Consider the following 20,128-nt stretch of genomic DNA (forward strand, 5'->3'; position numbering starts at 1 on the left):
AAGATTAAAAAAGAAGAAATTCAATTAAAGACTAATTTAGATTCATACTTTACTTTTATTCAAGAATGCTTAAACAATTTTAAATTAATAAAAGTAACCGGATCTGAGGATAAACAGTCATTTAAATATATGAATCTTAACCAATCGTTATATAAGATAGGTATTCGTAAGGGCAGATTAAATATATTTAGCACTACACTGTCTCAATTCATTAACTATTCTTCCTACATCGGAATAATAATTTTAGGGGTATCTAAAATTATTGCTGGGCATTTAAGTATTGGGAGTCTAGTAACATTTAATTCTTATTCGACTACATTAACTAATTCATTGATGAGAATATCCCATTTAAATTCAGAGTTACAGGAAGTAATGGTTTCACTTCAACGGTTAGATGAAATCACAAACAGCCTAGAAAGAGAGTCGGAAAAATCAGGAGGTATTCCAATTACTCAAATTCATAGTTTACAAATGGATAATTTATATTTCCAACATCAAAAAAGTCTGGATTATACATTTTCAAATCTTTCTTTACTTTTAAATGAAAATGGGATGTATTATATCACTGGTAAAAGCGGTTCAGGTAAAACAACATTGCTAAATATTGTTGCTGGGCTATACACAGATTATGATGGGGAAGTTTCGGTTAACAACCAAGAAATGTCTACCCTCAATCTTCAATTATATCGTGAAAGGATATGCTACATCCTCCAAGAGAGCCATTTGTTTTCAGCTTCAATTATGGAAAACCTCACTCTATTAACTGAAGAAGTAACTCAAGAAGAGATTTATTCAGTTTGTATTCGGTTAAATATACATGAGACTATTCTTCATTTACCCCAGTCGTATCAAACAAAAATCGGTGCGCAGGGAGTTTTGTTGTCAGAAGGTCAGAAGCAGAGAATTTGTATAGCGAGGGCAATATTAAAAAAAGCGGATATTTATCTGTGCGATGAAATTTCTTCCTCGCTCGATAAAGAAAATCAATATCTTGTAACGGAAATTTTGCACGAACTGGCACGAAACTCTATTGTCCTAACAGTAGCTCACCATTCTGTAGATGATGCACTTGAAACTGTAACTGAATTTAAAGGTTATGATAGTCAGATTCGTATTTCAAAAGTTATTAACTCATCTTTCGCAGCTCAAATCTCCCAATAAACACTTGATATAGCTAGATAAACTTGAGATCATAGTCGCACATACAATCTTAAGTGCATGAAATCAAAACAGGGTGTCGTGTGAAGCATAGTAGAATCCATGTGCCGTGGCGAACTGTGAATTTACAAGTCCACAGCTCGCCTTTTGTACGGAGTATAGGGTCTGTGTATTCAGAGGATAGACGAAAAAAGACGAGAAACCCCCTCTTTTAATTTGATAATTATGGACCTTTCTTTATAGCGTTCAGGGGTAAGCTCTGTACTTAACTGGCTATCTTCATGAAACAATTCTTGAAGCTGTTTAGCAACTTTCTCATCATACACAATTGCATTAACTTCGAAATTAAGTCTAAAGCTCCGGGAATCAATATTCATTGTCCCTACGGACGCTACTTCTTCATCTACCACAATCGTCTTGGCATGCAAAAAACCATTTTCATATAACAGAATTTTCGCTCCATAATTCAATAATTCACCTGCATACGCCCAAGTTGCCCAGTATACAAAAGGGTGGTCAGGCTTATTTGGAATCATAATCCGTACATCCACACCGGATAGTAGTGCAATTTTACATGCATCCATAAAACTGCTATCTGGAATGAAGTATGGCGTCTGAATATACACACTCCGTTTGGCATTCAAGATCAGCTTAATATACATATTTTTCAGATGCTCAACTAGCGAGTTAGGACCACTAGACACAATTTGAGCGGGGCTTGATCCGACATGACCTCCAGTAGTAAAGGAAAATTGATCGAAGCTTACCTGCTCATGTTTCCGGGCATGTTTCCAATCCAGAAGAAACCTACCTTGAATTTGATTAACGGAGCCGCCCTTCATTCTAAAATGTGTATCCCGCCAATAGCCAAACTTTTTATCTATCCCTAAGTATTCATTTCCCACATTAAATCCACCAATATAAGCAATTTCCCCATCAATAATACATAATTTTCTATGATTTCGATTATTCATCCGGAAATTTATCGGTCTAAGCAGTGACGGAAAGAACACCTCCACTTCTCCACCAGCAGAGAGTAATTCTTTAAAAAACTTAAGAGAAAGTCTCTTGGAGCCGATTTCGTCGTAGAGAACCCTCACTTTTACGCCTTCTTTGGCTTTTATGGTTAATTCATCTCTTAATTTTGTCCCTAAGGCATCGGGCTGGATTATGTAATATTGAATGTTAACTTCTTTCTTGGCATTTCTTATGTCATCAAACAAAGAGTCGAATTTTTGATTACCATCGTTGAAAATAGATATCTCGTTATCTGTTGTCATTAGCGCATTGGATGAAACAAGATTCATATGGATCAAGTCAGCATATTTCGTGAGCAAAGGGTTTTGATCCTCGCGTTGATCCGTCAATCTGGCTAATTGATGATCTACAGCGGATTGTAGATATTTCCTTTCTTCAACGGAAAGTCCAAAGAAATTTTTCTTTGCTAAGTTACGACCAAGAAAGAGATAAATAATAAAGCCCAAAATGGGAATGAAATAAAAAACCATAAACCACGCCCACGTATAACCAATATCTCTCCTCTCAAAAAACAAAAAACCAGCTGAGAGCAAAATGTTTATAATCATAACAAATGAAAGTATCCACGTGACCAGACTGCCGTTGTCCATAAGAAGCTCCTGCCTTTCTTATCTTTCTACAGATTTCGATATTTCTAGTTTTGCCAAAAGTCAGTTTATCTATCGCCTGCTGAATCAATACTTCTGTAAATGACTAGATAGAGTACTATAGCATAATTGTCCATCTAAGAAAACATTTGATAAACAACTCAGTAATTAAAAGATGAGATCATAAAAATTCACATGAAAAATAGCCCTAATGCAGTAATTCTGCATTAGAGCTGCAGTTGTGACTTTTCAATTAACGTGAGAAATATTCAAATAACTTATTGTAAATTCAGGACGATTTCTCTCCCTGTATGAGTGACAATGGTTACCGTTTCCTCGCGGAACTTAACTTTCAAATCTTGCTCAGGTTAATGCTTGAGGATCTCATCAGCTTGATCAGCCTGATAATCCCAAGCCCCCTCTGAGGGAGAACCATATACGGCCGAAGCTAACCAATGAATTTCTGGCTTAAGGGTGGTCGTAAACATCGGCAGCACCGTCCGAGGGCGAAGCAGGTTCGTATTGGCGTTCGGCCAGACCAACTCGCCCTTCCGACAACCTAGCAGGTCCTTGATTCCGCAGGTTCCCCAAGCTGTGGAGGCTATCGCGCCAGAACTATCGATCTTAGATATCACTTCATTCTCTTAGCCAAGTGCGAATCCGCCCTCCGCGGTATCCAATGACCTTCCAGTTTCGACCCGATGAATCCGAATATACCAAGGAAGTCCGGCGATAACCCAGGTCTGGACCTTGACATCAGCCCACGGTTTCCAGACGGAGCGAAGGGCGTTGTCCATAATTTCAGACTCTATATTCTGGCGCCGTACCCGATATAAGTTATCTCCTCGCTCGCTCAGCGCAAGCATAGAATCGAACAGGTGCAAGCCACAGATTATCTGGTAAAGCTGGAGTCACTCCGGAAGCACTGGCCGAATCCATCCGAAAGGCCATTTCCTTTCTAGAGAGCTACCAGACGATGGAAAGCTACCCTAAGCTTGTTCACCGCGGCAACCTTCAGCCGCAGCGTGATAAATTCTTCAATCGTCTGTTCAATAACCTGTTCGAGAATAAGAACCAGTATCTCCTGCAGAAAGAGGATTTGGCGTTAGATTTTTCCGAGCCTGCCTACTTGGTCTGCACCTGCCGCATTCTGGGCCCGGACGCTGTCCCACCCAGGAGATAAGCTGGTTGCCTTATGCTCAAGCACAGTACAAATGGCAAAGGACATACTTACTTCTATACAGCCCTGCTATGTAACTAGTCTTGACTTGCACAATTTTGCCGTTGCTCTGCCTGTCCCCGGAGTCGATCCCCATCACTGGATGTCTGACATTGAGAAGCAATTTACTGACATGGCATCCGTACTACATAACTATTTCAATGTAACAATTATTGGTGCCATAGGGTTTTCGGTCGAGGAACCTTATTTGCTGCGGGAGAGCTACCTGGCAGCCCGAAAGGTATTACCAATTGCCGTGAAAGAACGCTCTTTTGTTTTCTTCGCTGAGGGTGAATCACTGGAGCTGGAGCATCCGTTGTTTGATTTCTCTGAATCCCGTTCGGAGATTCGCCGTGCTTTTGAAGAACTAGATACCCTTGCTTTATACACCATCATCTCTAAAATGATCGAAATCTTCGAAGACCGACCCGACTTGGTGGTCACCGCCACCGATGCGGCCTGCAATATTCTGTATATGGTCACTTCCTTCTTGCGGATGGAGAAAATATTGTAGAGCATATTTTTGAGAATGAGCCAGAAGGTTACCGGGCCATCTATCAAATGCATACGATTGAAGAAATCGCGTGCTGGTTGATTCAGTTCCGTGACGGCTGCTCAGAAATTCTCTCTACTCGAAGACAAAGCTATAAAGAACAAATCGTCAAAAATGTTCAGGAATACATCAAAAGAAATCTCGGCACTAAGCTTTCACTGAATCAAGTGGCAGATGTCTTCAATTTCAGTCCCAACTATTTGAGCCATCTGTTCTCCAAAGTCGCCAAGGTCAATTATGTAGAATATATCACGGAGACCAAAATCACTGCCGCCAAGGAAATGATGGTACGCGGAGAAGGGCGTATTTACGAAATTTCACAAAAACTCGGTTATGAAAGTGCCTTCTATTTCAGTAAGGTCTTCAAGAAAGTGACGGGGATCTCTCCCAGAGAATATATGCAACAAATTGAAGCAGGCTAATAGTGATCGTCGTACTCCAAAAAGCAGCTCATTCTATAGCAATAATAAACAGGGCTTCTTCTGACAACAAAAAATCTCGTTTTCAAGACAAATGTCTAGGAAACGAGATTTTTTTCGTAGTGCCTTCCCTATTCAGTATGCTATCACTAGGGACAAACACCAGTAACTATTTCATTTGAGCTTGTTCTTCTCTAGTAGGACCAATTAAGCCAGGTACACGAAGACCTGCTTGACGTAAGAGAACAGTCATTTGACCACGATGATGTGTCTGGTGATCTATAAGCGATCTAAGCATCGCACCACGAGGTATTAATCCAGCAAAGGTCTGAACACTCTCAACCATTTGCTCGTCCGTTAATTTCTCTACCTCAGAAGCAATATTAGCCGCAATATTCTTATACGCTTCAACAATCACAGCCGCATGAACCGGAACTTCCTTTGGATTGCCTACTGGAGTAAGTGTTAACCCTACCTGACCACCAAAGAACATCGGACAGGTTGCCAAATGCCAACCTAACCATCCCAATGAGTTGTGACCTTCAACAATTACCTGATCTAATTTGTCATCGGTAAGTGATTCAAGAACGCGAATTGTCCCTGCAGAAGCGCTAGCCCATTCTCCTAGAAAATCTTGAACTGTTCTGTACATTTGAAATCCCCTTTATTAGTCGTTAAGCAACGATTGCTTAGTCATACCAATTAAATTATAACCTGTCACAGGGCCTGTTACAAATAGTCTATAAAATTTGAACTGAAATACTAAACGATCCACGAAATTCTTATACTGATCCGGAGATACAAGACTCAGACTACCACTTTTTTGAATTTGTTAGCATCCTATTCCCTCCATCTCCGCCACAACCGGTAACCTCTGCGTACCGTCTCCAGAACCAGACGGGGAACTGGAAACCTCCAGCGGGAGGCAACCGGCCGGTACAGGCGGTAATACGCCGTCTTGTAATCCTCCCACATACTGCAATCCTCTTCCTTCAGGAAATCGGATATATCAACGATCAGGCCGTGGGTATTACGAATCATTACATTCTTGGCGTGGACATCATGCGGGTGCAGACCCATGGACCGGGCATAATCAAGTGCGCTGTCAATATCCTCTATGGCCTGCTCGGTGATAAAAATTCCCCGTTTCATAGAGTCATAGAAAGTGACTCCCCTAAGCCGTTTTAAGACCAGAAAGTCAGGACCGCTGTAATAACATTCGGAGAATGCAGGATGACGACCGAGGCGGCGATATACCTCAGCTTCTTCCGTGAGGCCCGGCCTTCCCGGGGCGTATACCTTCACTGCATAATCAGGAGCTTCCGGATGATAGAATACGGCGGCATAATTCCCCGTTCCGAGTACCTTCCAGGGCTTCGGTACGCTGCGGACCTTCACAGGTTCCTTCGGATCAATACTCTCTATCGTTGCCTTTGTCAGCAATTCATCCGTTATCCATTCCAGCAACTTCTCCATTCCTGCTCACCCCGCAGCTCAGCTCAAATATTGGTTCTATCCTCCTAGTTTACGCCAAAATACTAGAATCAGCTAATTTATGACCAGAAGAACCGAATAGCCTCTGCTGTCCGATTCTTCTAGGCTATTCCTTTCGGGCTCTTGTGTATAAATTAACATACGAATAGGAACGGGGTACGAACCATATTATCAAGAAAAAAAAGATGACTCCCGCCAAAATACAGGAGCCATTCTTTTGCAGCCTAAAGAATATTAGTTTTCTATTGAGTTAATAGTGAGTTCATAATAATGTATTAGAATTCGTAGATACTTAGATAATTACATCAAACAGAAATTTAAAAATGAATTTAACTTGAAAGAAGCCAGTAAGTCCAAAGTTACCTCTGGCTTACTGGCTTCTTTCATTATGATTAAGATACGACGTATGATTCACCTAAAACACACTTAATACTGTATGACCCCTCTATCATTTCCGAGGCAATAAATGACTCTATATCACTAGATTCAATATCATACAATACTTCAATTTCCTTGGAGAACAAAATGTTTCCTTCCTTGATAAGTTCAGAGAGAAATGGAACATTTTCAGCTTTTACATCTCCATTGTAAACTTGTTGAAGTCCGTCGACATAGGCTTCTAATGATCGTGCCCCCACAATTTTAACACCTTTATTTTCTTCATTCACCATGATAATGGTTGGAAAACCACGTACACCAAGTCTGCCTGCTAGCTCAAAATCCTGCTCTAACAAATCTTGTGCCGATTCAAGAGCAGCATCCGCCACTATTTCTTCGCCATTTAGCCCAATGTTGTTGACTATATCAACTAATGTTTGCTCCTCTCCGATATTCTGATTGAAGGCGAATACAGCTTCTCTTGCCCGACGCAAAAACTCATTTTCTTTACCCGGATATGTATTTTGTATAACCTTGTAAACTCTAGATGGCGGGTACGAAGAAAGAATCGGATTGTTTTTCCACAAAGAACCATCGATAGGCATACGTGAATGTAAACCGACTTCTCTCCAATGCTCCGCAACATCTGCAGGCTGTTGAATGCCATTGGAGACATCTGCAAAACCATTCCAGCTAGAAAGCAAGCCACCCATAATCGTCTTCACATTAAAATATTGACCAAACTGCAGAATGAAACGATTGAGTATCGGCTCAAGCGCCCAACAGTGGGAACAGATCGGATCTGTTGCGTAGTACAGCGTAATTTTTTTGGACAGTTGATTAAAGTCGATCATTTCCATTTTCTCTTCATCCCCAGGCCCACAGACACCGGTTTTAAGGTCACACATCATATTATTATTATTCATATATAAATCACCTTTCGCTGGAGAATCAAAGGGACCTCTTGTTGAAGTTCTTTGTATGGTAGTATTATAATACCTGCACAAATTCAAACAAGTACGTTTATTTTTAATACTAAGTATCTTCAATAATACTATTGGATGGGAGTTCTATATGAAATACGAATTTAAACTTGACCAATTATGTCCTGCATCCTTTGCGTTCAATGTTATCAGCGGTAAGTGGAACCTCCCGATCCTAGCCATTCTTAGTGAGAACGACAACATACGCTATAACGAGTTAAAAAGAAGACTGCACGGTATAACAGGAAGTACATTAACCAACTCACTGAGGGATCTTATAGAATATGGAATAATTCATCGGGAGCAATATAACGAAGTGCCACCGCGAGTTGAATATTCTCTGACTTCATCTGGGAGAGAATTAGTGCCTTTAATTGAATCCATTGTTGAATGGGGACAAAGAAATATTGGGGTGAAGGATAATTCTTAGACTGCGCACTCCTATTCCTGAATCTCCAAATGCATATACGAAGGCGCTTCATCCCAAGGAACGCTATATCCCGCTCCCTTTGCACAGAACATAGAGCTGGAGGTGTACTCAGGATCAGCGCTGCGGTCGTATCCAATCCTTCCGATGACCTGCTCTGGGTTATGACATGGCTGATAACCGCCTAACTTCATTGAGATAGCCCCCTTGCCCTTCGTGAATGAAGCAAGCTCTACTGCATAATGCATGAACGTCGCGACAGGCGCACGTCCCTGAATAAACATCGATTCACCTAGCATTTCTGGCGGGTCAAATTCACCATGGGCCAGCTGTATATCAGACATTACGCGTCCGATAAGCTCTGCATCGACTTTGATTTTGAATTGATAATAGGGTTCCAGTAGAATCTTGTTCGCTTGCTCCAATCCCTGCCGCAGTGCCCGCAGTGCCGCCTCCCGAAAGTCACCGCCATGAGTGTGCTTCTGATGCGCTGCCCCGGTTAAAAGCGTTATATACAGATCGGTGACGGGAGAGCCGGTAAGAACTCCACGATGGTCCTTTTCAAGTAAATGCTGACCGACGAGATGCTGGTACCCTGTGCTGAGCTGCTCCACATGGCATGTACTGCGATATGTAATTCCCTCACCACGTTTCGCAGGCGCAAGCCGGAGATGCACCTCTGCATAATGCTTAAGAGGTTCAAAATGTCCACAGCCAATCACAGTCTCTGCAATTGTTTCTTTGTATAATATCTCTGGCTTAGAGAACGTTACCTTGAGGTGGAAACGATCTAACACCACCTGCTGAAGTACCTCAAGCTGGATCATCCCCATCACATCAACATGAATCTCCTCCAGCTTTTCCTCCCATGTCACATGCAGCGTAGGGTCTTCAGCTTGCAGGATCATGAAATAGCGCAGCACTTCTCTGGACGATATCCCTAAATCAAATACAACTTTGGATTTCAATGCTGACACAAGACGGGATTCTACTCGATCTGAATAATTGCCTATGCACAGTCCAATTGCTGCATCAGTTAGACCCGTAACTGCAACAAGCTGTCCTGCGGAAGCTTCATCGCATGTAGTATATTTCACCCCATGATAGACACGAATGGAAGTGATTTTCTGGTTTAACTCCTCATGTTCTGAAGTGCTATAGCAGAGATCCTCCCGTACCCGTAATTTGCCAGCTAATATCTTCATAAAAGTAAGTCGCGTGCCTTGCGGCTCGTGACGCACCTTATATACTCGTGCCCCGAATGATGCGTTTACTTCATAAGTCGATTCCATTAGTAGTTGCATCTTCTGCATCCAATCTGCAATCCCCTGATCCAATAGAGCTGCTCCACTCATAACGGGAAAAATCCCCCGCTCTTTAACTAGTTGTTTCAGCGTAGCCAATACCTGCCTAGGATCAATGTTATCTTCGAGATATGCTTCCATCAAGGCTTCATCTCGCTCAGCAACGGCGGTGATGACCTCTTCAGGCAACATACTCTCATCTATACCTTTTGCCAAATACAACATATCTGGCGAAAATTGCTGCCTTAACGCTTCAAGCACACGCTGAACGTCAGCACCGGTACGATCTATTTTGTTAATAAATATAAAAGTGGGTATGCCATATTCCTGTAGCAATTGCCAGACCGTCTCGGTATGCCCTTCAATGCCCTCCACAGCACTTAAGATGACTACCGCATAATCCATGACCTGTAAAGCGCGCTCCATCTCAGCTGAGAAATCTACATGCCCCGGTGTGTCAATAAGCTGATACGATTGTTCGTTATATTTCATCACCGCCTGGTCAGCAAAGATCGTTATCCCCCGTGCCCGCTCCATCTCATGACTATCCAAAAAAGCATCCTGATGATCGACTCTCCCCCGAGTCTTAATTCCGGAAGCATGGTATAGGAGCTGCTCTGCGAAGGTGGTTTTGCCGGCATCAACATGTGCTAGCAGTCCAATGGTGATTGGTGATGCTTCTGACCCTTTACAATACATATTTCTACCATCCATTCAGTCAATTGTTATATAAGAATCGTAGCCGAAATCTAGTAGCTTGTACAGAATCTCTCAACATCGACAGCATGCGGTAGCGCCCGAAGATCCCTATTATCCAATGACATAACCATCCTCGATGAAGGTTTTAGCTACAATAATGCAAGAAAGGCACTAGACAAGCTATTGAGATGATGATCATGTCCCTATTAACTTATAAAAAACCGGTAACCCTTAACAGAAAGGATTACCGGCTCAATGAAAGCTCTTCATTAGTAGTTTATTCAATGCGATAACGTTAATATTTCTAATCTCCTTAAAACAATAAATCATCTACTTTCTAGAATCAACAGCTTTTTATCTAGAAATGCCTTTACATCTTTAGCAAGCTGTATGGATGCTTCAATTTCCAACTTAGTTGTTGAAACACTTTCAATGCTGCATCCGATTGGAATTCCCTTCTCCAGCCCGAACTCAAATAGTTCTTCAAATATTTTTTGAGATAGCTGAATTGATTTATCCAAAATGTCGTTCGAGTATTTCAACTCGTTTTCTAACCATCCCGGGATACTGATCCCCAACCATTTCATAAATTGTAATGTTTTCGCTGTGCCACATGGTGCAAGATTAAATAAAATAGGAACCATTTCAAAACCCTGATTTGTATAGTAATAATATAAATCAGACAATAAATTCTTTGATGCCTCTACATTATAAGTTGCCTGAGTGATAAAAAAGTTGCATCCATTGTTAATCTTTTCGACAACCCGTATATGCTCATCATTCTTTTTTATATGTCTTTCAGGAATGACAACTCCTCCAAAATTCAAATTACTATTTAACTGTTTGCTTAGCTTATAAGCATCTGGTAAATTCAATTTCACCTCTTGCTTACTTGACGAAGCGCCCACATACACGGAGAATCTGTCTTCACTTTCGACTAAGAGTTCTCCAAAGGCCCCAAAAATAAACTCCGTTCTCCTCCTTTTCTTTACTAGTAAATTAATTCAGAAAATAATAAATTAAATAATATGCATTAATTAAGAATTTGCAACTTATGTCTGCATATTCTGTAAAAACAACAAAAAATCATGCCTCATCTTTGCTCACTAGGTCATGTGCAAAAAAGAGGCATATTAATTTAAGAAGAAAAATAGAATTGTCGTTTACTTTATTCGTCCGGCTTTACCCCCAGTTTGATCAGTTCTTCTTGCAACAACTTTACATCCAAGCTACGGGGTTTGCAGCCCTTCTCTTTGCACAGTGCCGCAGCAATACCCACCGATTGCCCCATATTCGCACAGATTGGCATTACCCGGAAGCTGGAATGGGCCATGTGGGTGCCAGAAATATTCCGACCAGCCAACAGAAGATTGTCCACTTCAGCAGGAACGAAGCATCCGTAAGGAATCGTATAACCTTTTTTTTGTTTGAAATGCTTTTGCTCCCCAGTCTCGTCCAATCCCGCTCCGGATAGGTTGTGCACGTCAAAGTTAAAATGCACGTTGGCCACGGCCCAATCATCGAAAACTCTGGCCACCATAATATCTTGTTCATTTAATGTCTGTTCACCAATGAAGTGACGAGTCTCCCGAACGCCGATTTGCGCAGAGGAATTAATTACGAAACAATTCTCAAATCCCGGTACAAACTCTCTTAGAAATTGGATAATCGGCTCAATCTGATTTCTACATGTTACGGTTGCGCGGGTTAAATCCTCTGCTTTAGTACCGTTCACTTTAATGCTGTTCGTCATATTGAGCGTAACGATACCTGGAAGCGGCGACGGATAGATCAGCACGTGGCCGGCTGGATATGGAATATGTTGCCTCCCCAGGGTCTGGATATCTCCACCCGGAAGATCATAGGTTTCCTCAAAACCATGCACGTAACGTACTTGAGAAGTATCAACACCTGCCACCTGTAACATGATAGTCATCGGTTGCATTTTGCCGTCATATTCACGTCCAAGATAGTGAGGAGCACCTGCTCCGGCTGCGATATCCCCATCTCCGGAGGCGTCAATGACAATGGCCGCCATAATGGATTCCCGTCCGGATTTACTTTCCGTAATAACACCGGTTATCGTCTTGTCTTCCAAAATCGGAGCGCTCGCGAACGTATAGAGTTGCACAATGACACCGGCTTCCTCTAGCATTTGCAGCATAACGGTCTTTAGGCGTTCGTGATTTATGACTTGCCGGAATGTACCATGTCCTCCCATGCTAGGGCCTTCTTCCATATATTCACTACGACTTAATATTTCCTCGTAAAATCCTCCCTTCGTCTCTCCAGTCCAGTGGCTCATGAGCCCCGAAGTAGCTACACCACCCACACTGCCGGACTGCTCAATGAGCATCGTCTTGGCACCTCTTCGGGCTGCATTCACGGCTGCAGAGAAACCTGCTGGACCGCCCCCTATCACGAGCACATCGACTTCGTGCTTAACCGGAATTGATTTAGCCGGCTCCAAATAATATTTTGTCATTAGAATACCCTCCTCGTTTTATCCCTTTACCGCTCCTGCCGTTAAACCTTTGACGAAAAATCTCTGCCCTACCAAGAAGACGATGAATACCGGAAATAAGGCGGATACGGACGCTGCCATGACCAAATTGTATTCCGTTATGCTCTCGTCAATAAAGTTATTCAGCGCCACCGGTATCGTATAGGTTCGCCAATCCCTTAGAAACACAAGCGCATCGAGATAGTTGTTCCAACTCCACAAGAACACGATCATTGCGAGAGACGCCATCGACGGTTTCGCGATAGGCAAGACGATCTGCCCCCAGGTCCTGAACTCTCCTGCACCGTCAATATGCGCCGCTTCAATTAATTCGTTCGGGATTTGCATGAAAAATTGCCTCATGAGGAACGTTCCTGTAATCGTTACGATCCCGGGTAAAATCAAAGTCAAGTGCGTTCCCATCATGTCAAGCTTATCGAATAATACAAACTTAGGAATCAACGTTACCTGTGAAGGAATCATCATCGTCGATAAATACAAGAGAAAGACGATGTTAGCCCCTCTGAACCGAATCTTCGCGAATGCATATCCAGCCAACGAGCTAGTAAGCACTCCGAACACCATGTTGATGGTCGACACTTTCAAAGAGTTGAAGAAACTGAGTGCGAAGTGATAATCTCTTGGTGCTGAATCGCCAATATTCCACACGACTTTGAAATTATCGAGATTCAAATAGTTTGGAATCCAATCTGTCGGGAGCTTTAACACATCTGCCGAAATTTTAAATGATGCCGATAACATCCACAAGAACGGAACGATCATCGTGAACGCCAGAATACCAACTAGTAACGTAAATATGATCTTCAAGGTAATTGTTTTCGTTTTTTTCCTATTCATAGCAGGGAATCTGCTCGGTTGCCCTCGCTTCGATAGGATCTGCTGGTTTGTATCCATAAGATTTCCTCCCTGCCTAGGTGTAGCTAACCCACTTTTTCTGACCTTGCCACTGAATGATCGTAATAATAAATAAAACGATAAATAGAATCCAAGAAATCGCCGCGGCATAGCCCATTCGATAGAAGGAGAATGCAGTCGTATATACGTAATGGACGAGCACACTGGTAGACGTCCCAGGACCACCTCTGGTCATAATCATTATCTGACCAAAAACCTGGAAAGAGGCGATGAAAGTCGTAATGACCAAGAAGAACGTCGTAGGCGAAAGCATAGGAATTGTAATTTTGAAAAATTTCTGGACTTCGCTGGCGCCATCGATCTCTGCGGCTTCGTATTGTTCAGTTGGCAACGACTGGATGGCAGAAGTGTAAATCATGATACAGTATCCAACACCTGCCCAGATCGACATCACGATGATGGCCGGCATCGCCCAATTGAAATCGCCTAACCATTTGGGCGGGTTCTCGACTCCCAACGATTGAACAAATTGAGTGATCGGTCCGTAAGGAGAGTACATCATGACCCAGACAATCGATAATGCTACGATATTAGAAATGTAAGGCATGAACATTGCGAGTCGAACAGGCGTCTTACCGATGACATACTTATCGATCACCACGGCTAGGACGAGGGCAATGAAAACCGTTGCCGGAACGACTGCGAAAGAATAGTAGAATGTATTGATCAACGAAGCAACAAACCATTCGTCCTTCCACATCTCTACGAAATTTTTGCCCCAGTTAAAGGTCATACTGTTAAAACCTTGTGTGTAATCCCAATCGGTAAAGCTGATGACAACGGAAAATGCGACAGGGAACAACGTAAATATTAGAAATCCGATTAAATTCGGCGCGATAAAGGTATATCCAACGATATCCGTTTTTAACTGTCTGCTTATCTTCAACGGATCTGTACCTCCTTATTAAAGGAGTGCAGTACAGGCAACCCGCACTCCTTCTAATCTATCAATTTCACTTCAGTAATTCGTCTGCGCGCTTCTTCGCATCTGCAAGCCCGGTTTCAGTTGTTTTGTTCGCAAGATAGATTTTTTCCAGCTCTTCACCCAATACTTTCCTGATTTCAGGAAGTTTATTGGAGATTGAAGGAACCGCATAGTTGGTTTTTGGCTCGATTAATACCACTTTCGTCGTTTGGGCATCGAGAATATCTTCCGCACCGCTGATGAATGCTTGGAGAATGCTATCCTTATCGAATTGCTTGTATGCCGGAACTCTTCCGCCTTGAGACAGAGGCAACATACCTTCCGTTGCATACCATTTCAGGAATGTCCATGCCGCATCTGTGTTTTTGGACTTCGGATTAATCGAAACCAAATCGCCCAAACCGCCTTGCGTAAACATATTCGCCTTCTTCTCTGGTGTAGGATAAGGTGCGAATGCCGTTACAAAGGTATGCGGAAAGTTGACCTTATCCTTGATGCTGCGGATCATCCAAGGTCCGATCGTCATAGCGGATTTACCGCTTAGAAACATCCCTTCCTGGGTTAACTTTTGGGTCACGCTATCCACGTGAGTAGGAGCGCTTTTGTCCACGTTCATCATATCCGCAACGGTGCGGGTTGATTTCACGATCGTAGGGTCCGTGAAGTTGGTTTCCTTGCCACCCGGCTTGTAGAATACGTCGCCGCCCAATACTTGCACAGAAAAGTAATTCAAAGAGGAGAATATATCCTGCTGCGTGTTGAAGAACATCCCGTAAACTTTCTCCTGACCCTCACCATGGGTCAATTTCTTAGCGATCTCACGGAATTCATCCATTGTCCATTCCGTCGGTATAGGGATACCGGCAGCATCGAACATATCTTTGTTTAAAACGATCCCAAACTGGTCGAATTTGGTCGGAATCGCATAGCTCTTTCCGTCAATGTTGTAAGAAGTCGCCATGGCACCGCCGAAGCTATCTGCTAGGTCGATTTTGTCCTGTTCCAGATAAGGTGTTAAATCCAGCGCCATTTGGCCCGAAGCTCTCTTCTTCAACCCATCCAGCGTGTAGGAGACATAAATATCGATGTCGTTACCTGCCAGAAGATTCGTTTCCAACTTCATATTGCCTTGATCATCATTGACGTACCGTTCATATTCTATGCTGATGCCCTGATCTGCAAACGCCTTATTAAAATTATCCATGACAGCTTGTGGTCCGGCTTCCGGTGGGACAGCCCCCCACATTTTCAGTTTAACGGACTGTTTGCTATCAGATTTCCCCGTGTTTGTATCTTGCGAAGCCTCGCTGGGAGCTGTAGTGCCCATTGAATTACTCTTACTACATCCGGCAAACACCATTACCGTCAATAAAGCTGACAATACCATCAAGCCTAATCTCTTTGCTTTCATAAATTCCCCTCCTTGGATATCTATCTTTTCTTAATGTGTTACATGTTTACTATAGGTGAAGCAAGATGAAATGGGGATCAACAGAACGATGGACTTTCATCAATATTCTATCGTCTTTAATTCATCGGACCCGGATGCTATCAAGTGTCGCATCGACGTTCATCAAAATTCTTCGATCACTCTACAAAATTCTTCGAAATAAAGTAGGAGCAGGCTCGCCTATGTGGCAAGCCTGCTCCTCACTGTCTGAACTCTGAAGGTGAAATTCCCGTCAGCTTCTTAAACAGCATGCTGAAGTAATTTGTATTCTCAACACCAACTTTCGACGCGATTTCGAATATTTTCATATCAGTATGCAGTAGCAGTTCTTTAGCCTTATTGATTCTCATCGAATTGACATAATCGACGAAACTGCTCCCCGTTTCCTTCTTGAACAGGTGAGAGAAATAGCTCTCGCTCATATTGACCAGGACTGCTGCGGTCGAGACGCTAATGTCACTGCTGCTTAAATGATTATTCACGTAGTCTTTGACTTTAACGATCTCTGCTCTGCCCCTGGTTTGCCCCTTCCTGCGACATTCTTCCATAAAGTCGTCGGCAAACTGCATAAACCAGGTTCGGATCAACTTGAGGCTTTCATATTTGGCAATGACTTGCTGTGCGGTGAAACCCCCGTCGTATTTCATATTTTCCAAGTCGACCCCACGCTTTCTGGCGGCTGTGAGGAAGGGAACCAGCACTTCCAGTAGACGGTTGCGAACGCGATGCCGGGAAACGCGTTGGCAGGATTCCATAAAATCAAAATACTCCGCAAGGAACGACTTTACCTTCTCTATCGCAATTTGTTCCAGCCAGTTGTCCAATAATAAGCAATTCAAATTTTCTGGAAAGTCAATACTGCTGTCAGCCGAAATATCCAATCTTTCCCGGTAATCATAAAGGCTCCCGCCTCCCGAATAGAATCGGGCTTCTAACGCGGTAATTGCTTCTTGGTGAGCTTCTTGCAAATCACGTATCCCTCTATGATTCAAGCTGAGGCTGCCGGACACGCTGATTCCCAGGTAACGTTGCATATATTCGCGTAGCATGATGAACGTCTCCAGAATAGTCACATGTTCTAATCCTTCAGTATTGACGATAACCAGGCAATCTCCCCCGTCATATTCGAACACTTCAGAGGACTCGATACGTTCGAACGCTTCGGCTATGAAATTCAACATGGAGAACTTCAGCAATTCCCGCTCCTTAATCCGACTGTTCACATTGGCCAGATAAAACTCGTCCACACTTATGTAGACCAAAATATAGTCCAACTCCAGATCTACCTTTACTCCAAGCTGCTTGAGTTCCTTGTTGCATTCTGCCGCGCTGACGTAACTCTTCTCAATGGCAGCATGAATGACTTTGCTCTTAATGGTGCTTAGATTTTGATGTACGATCTGATCTCTCGTGGAGCTTGCGGCTATTTTCATTATGCCCATCTGATTCCTAACCGTGTCGAGAGTTTGGATAAGCTCATCGGGCATAATCGTTAATTTAAACAAGTAGTCGCTTGCCCCAAGCCGCATCGCTTCCTTCACATTTTGAAAGTCGTTATGGCAACTTAACACAATGATCCGAATGGCTGGATAATCCTGTCGCAGCACCTTGATTAATTCAAACCCGTTCATGGTGTCCATCACCAGATCGGTCATCACAAGATCTGGAACATTGTCCTTGATCTTCTCCAAGGCTTCCGCTCCATTCGAAGCTTCCCCGATCACCGTATACCCATGCTCTTCCCAATCGACAATGGACTTAATTCCTACGCGAACGAGGATCTCGTCTTCAACCAACAACACCTTCATCATGTTCCGAAACCTCCTCCTGTACCATGGGAAGCAGGAATTTGACAACCGTGCCCTTTCCTACTTCACTCTCAATCCATACACCGTATTTATGCCCATATGACATCTTCAATCTTTCATTGACGATCTTCAGACCGATTCCAGAAATCTTCCTTTCGTTACCTTGCTTCACCTGTTCCTCAACTAGAATCGACGATAGTCTGTCCTGTTCAATTCCTACACCGTCATCCATCACATATAATGCCAGATTGTTTTGCTCCGGGATCGCCTTCACCAAGATAGTGCCTTGACGGTTCGCATCCTTATAGCCATGAATGATCGCATTTTCAACAGCAGGTTGCAGTATGAACCGTATAATTTGCATTTCCATCATAACGGAATCTACTTCGACTTCAAGCTCAATCTTTCCCCCATATCGGCTATTTTGGATATGTACATAACTGCGGATATGTTCAATTTCCTCCCGAAGCGCTACGAATTCGCTGCTTCTGCTCATACTATAACTCATCAAATTGACCAAGGCATCGACATTCTCTACGATGTTGTCCGCTTTGCGAAGAATGGCCATCCACCGGATCGTATTCAGCGAATTGAAAAGAAAATGCGGGTTGAGCTGGGCTCGTAGCGATTCGAAACGATACTTCTCCCGGATAATATGCTCAGTTTCAAGCTTCACGAACAGTTCTTTAATGTTTTCCGCCATATTTTGAAAGGCTAGATTCAGATGCCCAATTTCATCCTTACGACCAATCTCCCATCGGGTAAGCTCATGTGAAGGATTGAATTTCATCATTCTCTTATTTAACTTTCTGATCGGTTTCACGATTTGAACCGTAAGCACTCCCAATATGACTAACACTGCCACAATAAATAGTCCAAAAAACAACTCAACCTTAGAAGTAAACGTTTTCAACTCCTTGATGATTTTGTCATACAGAGTGAATACCGTCACCTTCCACTCGCCATTTTCGAAAGTCCAAGGTACTCGGGAAATCGTGTAATAATTGACCAAATACCGTTTACCTTCTACTTCTCGCAGTTTATATCCACGCTCTTCATCGGAGATTTCATGCATCAGTTTGCTTACTTCTTGACTGTTGCTGATCCCCCTCGGATCAAGAGACATAATCATTTTTTTGCTATCATTAGTTACAATGACGATGTCATCTTTATTGCTAATATATTTATTTTTTTGGAATATCCGTATAAACACTTCTTCGCTTAAGCTGATGATCAGAACACCCGATTTGTCCTCCCCGTTGCCGAAACCCTTAATGACCCGAGCCAGGGAGATATAGTTCTTGTTCCTGTTTTTTTCTTCATTAATGAATGACGGCTCAAGCAAGCGCCACACGAGGTGTCCGTTGTTGTTGACTGCCTGCTGTACCCAATCTTCCTGATAGAGGAAACGATAATCGTTGAAATTCAAAGACCAATTGGAATAAACGTCCATACGATTGTCGAAAATTGTAATCTTGGCTTGACTCAATACACTGTTACTCTCAATCACGTTATCAATCGCTTTGCCAATATCGGTGGAACGTTCATAGTAAGACCGGTTCTCATCCTTTAGTACTCGGAGAATGCTGTCATTATTGCTCAATACGTTCGATGCTCTGACTAGATTGTCGAATATATTATTGATTTCATTTTCGATTCCCGTAATACTCTCGATGCTCCGCTGGCTGACTTCTTCTTTAATGATTCCCTCGAATGTCCAGAAACTATAAATGAACATCCCAACTACCGGAAAAATAATACATAGAATGACCCACAGATACAACCGGGTACCCAAACTTCGAAACCAATATTTTCTCATTAGCGCTCGTTCGCCCCTTTCCACCAAGTGTTAGATTCATAAGCGCTGATATTAGATTGTCTTGCGTACAGTCTAGATTATTCTCGCATTATTCACAATGCTTAAATCTGAGTCAATAGTTAGTATTGCGCTTGAAATGTGCCGCGATGATCCTCTCGTCCAGAAACCATCACGTTTCATGCAATTTATAAAAAACACCTATCACTAAACTCCCTTAAATCCAGACGTAGATCGGCAAGTGTATCTGTGCCCATAACTAAATAAGCTGCATCCGGTAGTGAACCGGAAGCAGCTTATAGCGCTAAACAATAAATCATCTACTTTCTAGACTCAACAGCTTTTTATCTAGAAATGCCTTTACATCTTTAGCAAGCTGTATGGATGCTTCAATTTCCAACTTAGTTGTTGAAACACTTTCAATGCTGCAT

16 protein-coding genes and 1 pseudogene are annotated in these 20,128 nt (G+C 42.6%); 4 read left to right on the top strand and 13 right to left on the bottom strand.

The window, feature by feature from the left end; genetic code table 11:
* Window positions 1-1,161, top strand: a 1,161-nt coding sequence (locus UQ64_RS15110; protein ID WP_209445808.1) for an ATP-binding cassette domain-containing protein, incomplete at its 5' end; no start/stop codon positions are given.
* Window positions 1,162-1,331: 170 nt separating this feature from the next.
* On the opposite strand, the gene cls is transcribed toward UQ64_RS15110, so the two are convergent.
* Both cls and UQ64_RS32695 read right to left on the bottom strand, forming a co-directional pair.
* Window positions 1,332-2,786: a cardiolipin synthase gene (cls, locus tag UQ64_RS15115; protein WP_060624291.1), complete on the bottom strand. Its 1,455-nt coding sequence runs from the start codon at window positions 2,784-2,786 to the stop codon at window positions 1,332-1,334.
* 365 nt (window positions 2,787-3,151) lie between these two features.
* A pseudogene (locus tag UQ64_RS32695) lies at window positions 3,152-3,649 on the bottom strand (DUF2264 C-terminal domain-containing protein).
* Window positions 3,650-3,997: 348 nt separating this feature from the next.
* On the opposite strand from UQ64_RS32695, the gene UQ64_RS32165 reads away from it, so the two are divergent.
* Entirely contained in the window at window positions 3,998-4,516 is a 519-nt protein-coding gene (locus UQ64_RS32165; protein ID WP_156417571.1) for a CdaR family protein, read from the top strand.
* Between the two features lie 47 nt (window positions 4,517-4,563).
* A complete protein-coding gene (locus tag UQ64_RS32170) occupies window positions 4,564-4,977 on the top strand; it encodes a helix-turn-helix domain-containing protein (protein ID WP_060624295.1) in 414 nt (137 codons plus the stop codon).
* A 166-nt stretch (window positions 4,978-5,143) separates the two neighbouring features.
* Here the strand turns inward: UQ64_RS32170 and UQ64_RS15140 are convergent, their stop codons facing one another.
* From UQ64_RS15140 to UQ64_RS15150, 3 genes are all read right to left on the bottom strand, one after another.
* Window positions 5,144-5,626 carry a DinB family protein gene (locus tag UQ64_RS15140; RefSeq protein ID WP_060624296.1) on the bottom strand — a complete coding sequence of 161 codons (483 nt, stop codon included), beginning with the start codon at window positions 5,624-5,626 and terminating at the stop codon, window positions 5,144-5,146.
* Between the two features lie 188 nt (window positions 5,627-5,814).
* Window positions 5,815-6,450: a serine/threonine-protein kinase gene (locus tag UQ64_RS15145; protein WP_060624297.1), complete on the bottom strand. Its 636-nt coding sequence runs from the start codon at window positions 6,448-6,450 to the stop codon at window positions 5,815-5,817.
* A 410-nt stretch (window positions 6,451-6,860) separates the two neighbouring features.
* Window positions 6,861-7,772 (bottom strand): DsbA family oxidoreductase, encoded by a 912-nt coding sequence (locus UQ64_RS15150; RefSeq protein WP_060624298.1) that lies wholly within the window; start codon window positions 7,770-7,772, stop codon window positions 6,861-6,863.
* A gap of 148 nt (window positions 7,773-7,920) precedes the next feature.
* Here UQ64_RS15150 and UQ64_RS15155 point away from each other — a divergent pair, with 148 nt between their 5' ends.
* A complete protein-coding gene (locus tag UQ64_RS15155; RefSeq protein WP_060624299.1) occupies window positions 7,921-8,259 on the top strand; it encodes a winged helix-turn-helix transcriptional regulator in 339 nt (112 codons plus the stop codon).
* An 11-nt stretch (window positions 8,260-8,270) separates the two neighbouring features.
* Here the strand turns inward: UQ64_RS15155 and UQ64_RS15160 are convergent, their stop codons facing one another.
* From UQ64_RS15160 to UQ64_RS15195, 8 genes are all read right to left on the bottom strand, one after another.
* Window positions 8,271-10,259: an elongation factor G gene (locus UQ64_RS15160; RefSeq protein WP_060624300.1), complete on the bottom strand. Its 1,989-nt coding sequence runs from the start codon at window positions 10,257-10,259 to the stop codon at window positions 8,271-8,273.
* A 326-nt stretch (window positions 10,260-10,585) separates the two neighbouring features.
* Window positions 10,586-11,134, bottom strand: a complete 549-nt coding sequence (locus UQ64_RS15165; protein ID WP_245238001.1) for a methylenetetrahydrofolate reductase — start codon at window positions 11,132-11,134, stop codon at window positions 10,586-10,588.
* Between the two features lie 293 nt (window positions 11,135-11,427).
* Window positions 11,428-12,744 carry an FAD-dependent oxidoreductase gene (locus tag UQ64_RS15170; RefSeq protein WP_060624301.1) on the bottom strand — a complete coding sequence of 439 codons (1,317 nt, stop codon included), beginning with the start codon at window positions 12,742-12,744 and terminating at the stop codon, window positions 11,428-11,430.
* An 18-nt stretch (window positions 12,745-12,762) separates the two neighbouring features.
* Window positions 12,763-13,677, bottom strand: a complete 915-nt coding sequence (locus tag UQ64_RS15175; RefSeq protein WP_245238003.1) for a carbohydrate ABC transporter permease — start codon at window positions 13,675-13,677, stop codon at window positions 12,763-12,765.
* A gap of 16 nt (window positions 13,678-13,693) precedes the next feature.
* Window positions 13,694-14,584: a carbohydrate ABC transporter permease gene (locus UQ64_RS15180; RefSeq protein WP_060624302.1), complete on the bottom strand. Its 891-nt coding sequence runs from the start codon at window positions 14,582-14,584 to the stop codon at window positions 13,694-13,696.
* 67 nt (window positions 14,585-14,651) lie between these two features.
* Window positions 14,652-16,034, bottom strand: coding sequence for an extracellular solute-binding protein (locus tag UQ64_RS15185; RefSeq protein WP_060624303.1), 1,383 nt, complete (start codon window positions 16,032-16,034; stop codon window positions 14,652-14,654).
* A gap of 239 nt (window positions 16,035-16,273) precedes the next feature.
* Entirely contained in the window at window positions 16,274-17,884 is a 1,611-nt protein-coding gene (locus UQ64_RS15190; protein ID WP_060624304.1) for a response regulator transcription factor, read from the bottom strand.
* A complete protein-coding gene (locus UQ64_RS15195; RefSeq protein WP_060624305.1) occupies window positions 17,862-19,700 on the bottom strand; it encodes a cache domain-containing sensor histidine kinase in 1,839 nt (612 codons plus the stop codon). The genes UQ64_RS15190 and UQ64_RS15195 overlap by 23 nt, the downstream gene beginning before the upstream one ends.
* Between the last annotated feature and the right edge of the window lie 428 nt (window positions 19,701-20,128).

The organism is Paenibacillus etheri (assembly GCF_001012825.1).
Taxonomy (GTDB): domain Bacteria; phylum Bacillota; class Bacilli; order Paenibacillales; family Paenibacillaceae; genus Paenibacillus_AQ; species Paenibacillus_AQ etheri.

Bases quoted from the DNA above. Each gene is read 5' to 3' on its own strand.
- cls (WP_060624291.1), bottom strand. From the start codon at position 2,786: ATGGACAACGGCAGTCTGGTCACGTGGATACTTTCATTTGTTATGATT.
- UQ64_RS32165 (WP_156417571.1), top strand. From the start codon at position 3,998: ATGGCAAAGGACATACTTACTTCTATACAGCCCTGCTATGTAACTAGT.
- UQ64_RS32170 (WP_060624295.1), top strand. From the start codon at position 4,564: ATGCATACGATTGAAGAAATCGCGTGCTGGTTGATTCAGTTCCGTGAC.
- UQ64_RS15140 (WP_060624296.1), bottom strand. From the start codon at position 5,626: ATGTACAGAACAGTTCAAGATTTTCTAGGAGAATGGGCTAGCGCTTCT.
- UQ64_RS15145 (WP_060624297.1), bottom strand. From the start codon at position 6,450: ATGGAGAAGTTGCTGGAATGGATAACGGATGAATTGCTGACAAAGGCA.
- UQ64_RS15150 (WP_060624298.1), bottom strand. From the start codon at position 7,772: ATGAATAATAATAATATGATGTGTGACCTTAAAACCGGTGTCTGTGGG.
- UQ64_RS15155 (WP_060624299.1), top strand. From the start codon at position 7,921: ATGAAATACGAATTTAAACTTGACCAATTATGTCCTGCATCCTTTGCG.
- UQ64_RS15160 (WP_060624300.1), bottom strand. From the start codon at position 10,259: ATGTATTGTAAAGGGTCAGAAGCATCACCAATCACCATTGGACTGCTA.
- UQ64_RS15170 (WP_060624301.1), bottom strand. From the start codon at position 12,744: ATGACAAAATATTATTTGGAGCCGGCTAAATCAATTCCGGTTAAGCAC.
- UQ64_RS15175 (WP_245238003.1), bottom strand. From the start codon at position 13,677: ATGGATACAAACCAGCAGATCCTATCGAAGCGAGGGCAACCGAGCAGA.
- UQ64_RS15185 (WP_060624303.1), bottom strand. From the start codon at position 16,034: ATGAAAGCAAAGAGATTAGGCTTGATGGTATTGTCAGCTTTATTGACG.
- UQ64_RS15190 (WP_060624304.1), bottom strand. From the start codon at position 17,884: ATGATGAAGGTGTTGTTGGTTGAAGACGAGATCCTCGTTCGCGTAGGA.
- UQ64_RS15195 (WP_060624305.1), bottom strand. From the start codon at position 19,700: ATGAGAAAATATTGGTTTCGAAGTTTGGGTACCCGGTTGTATCTGTGG.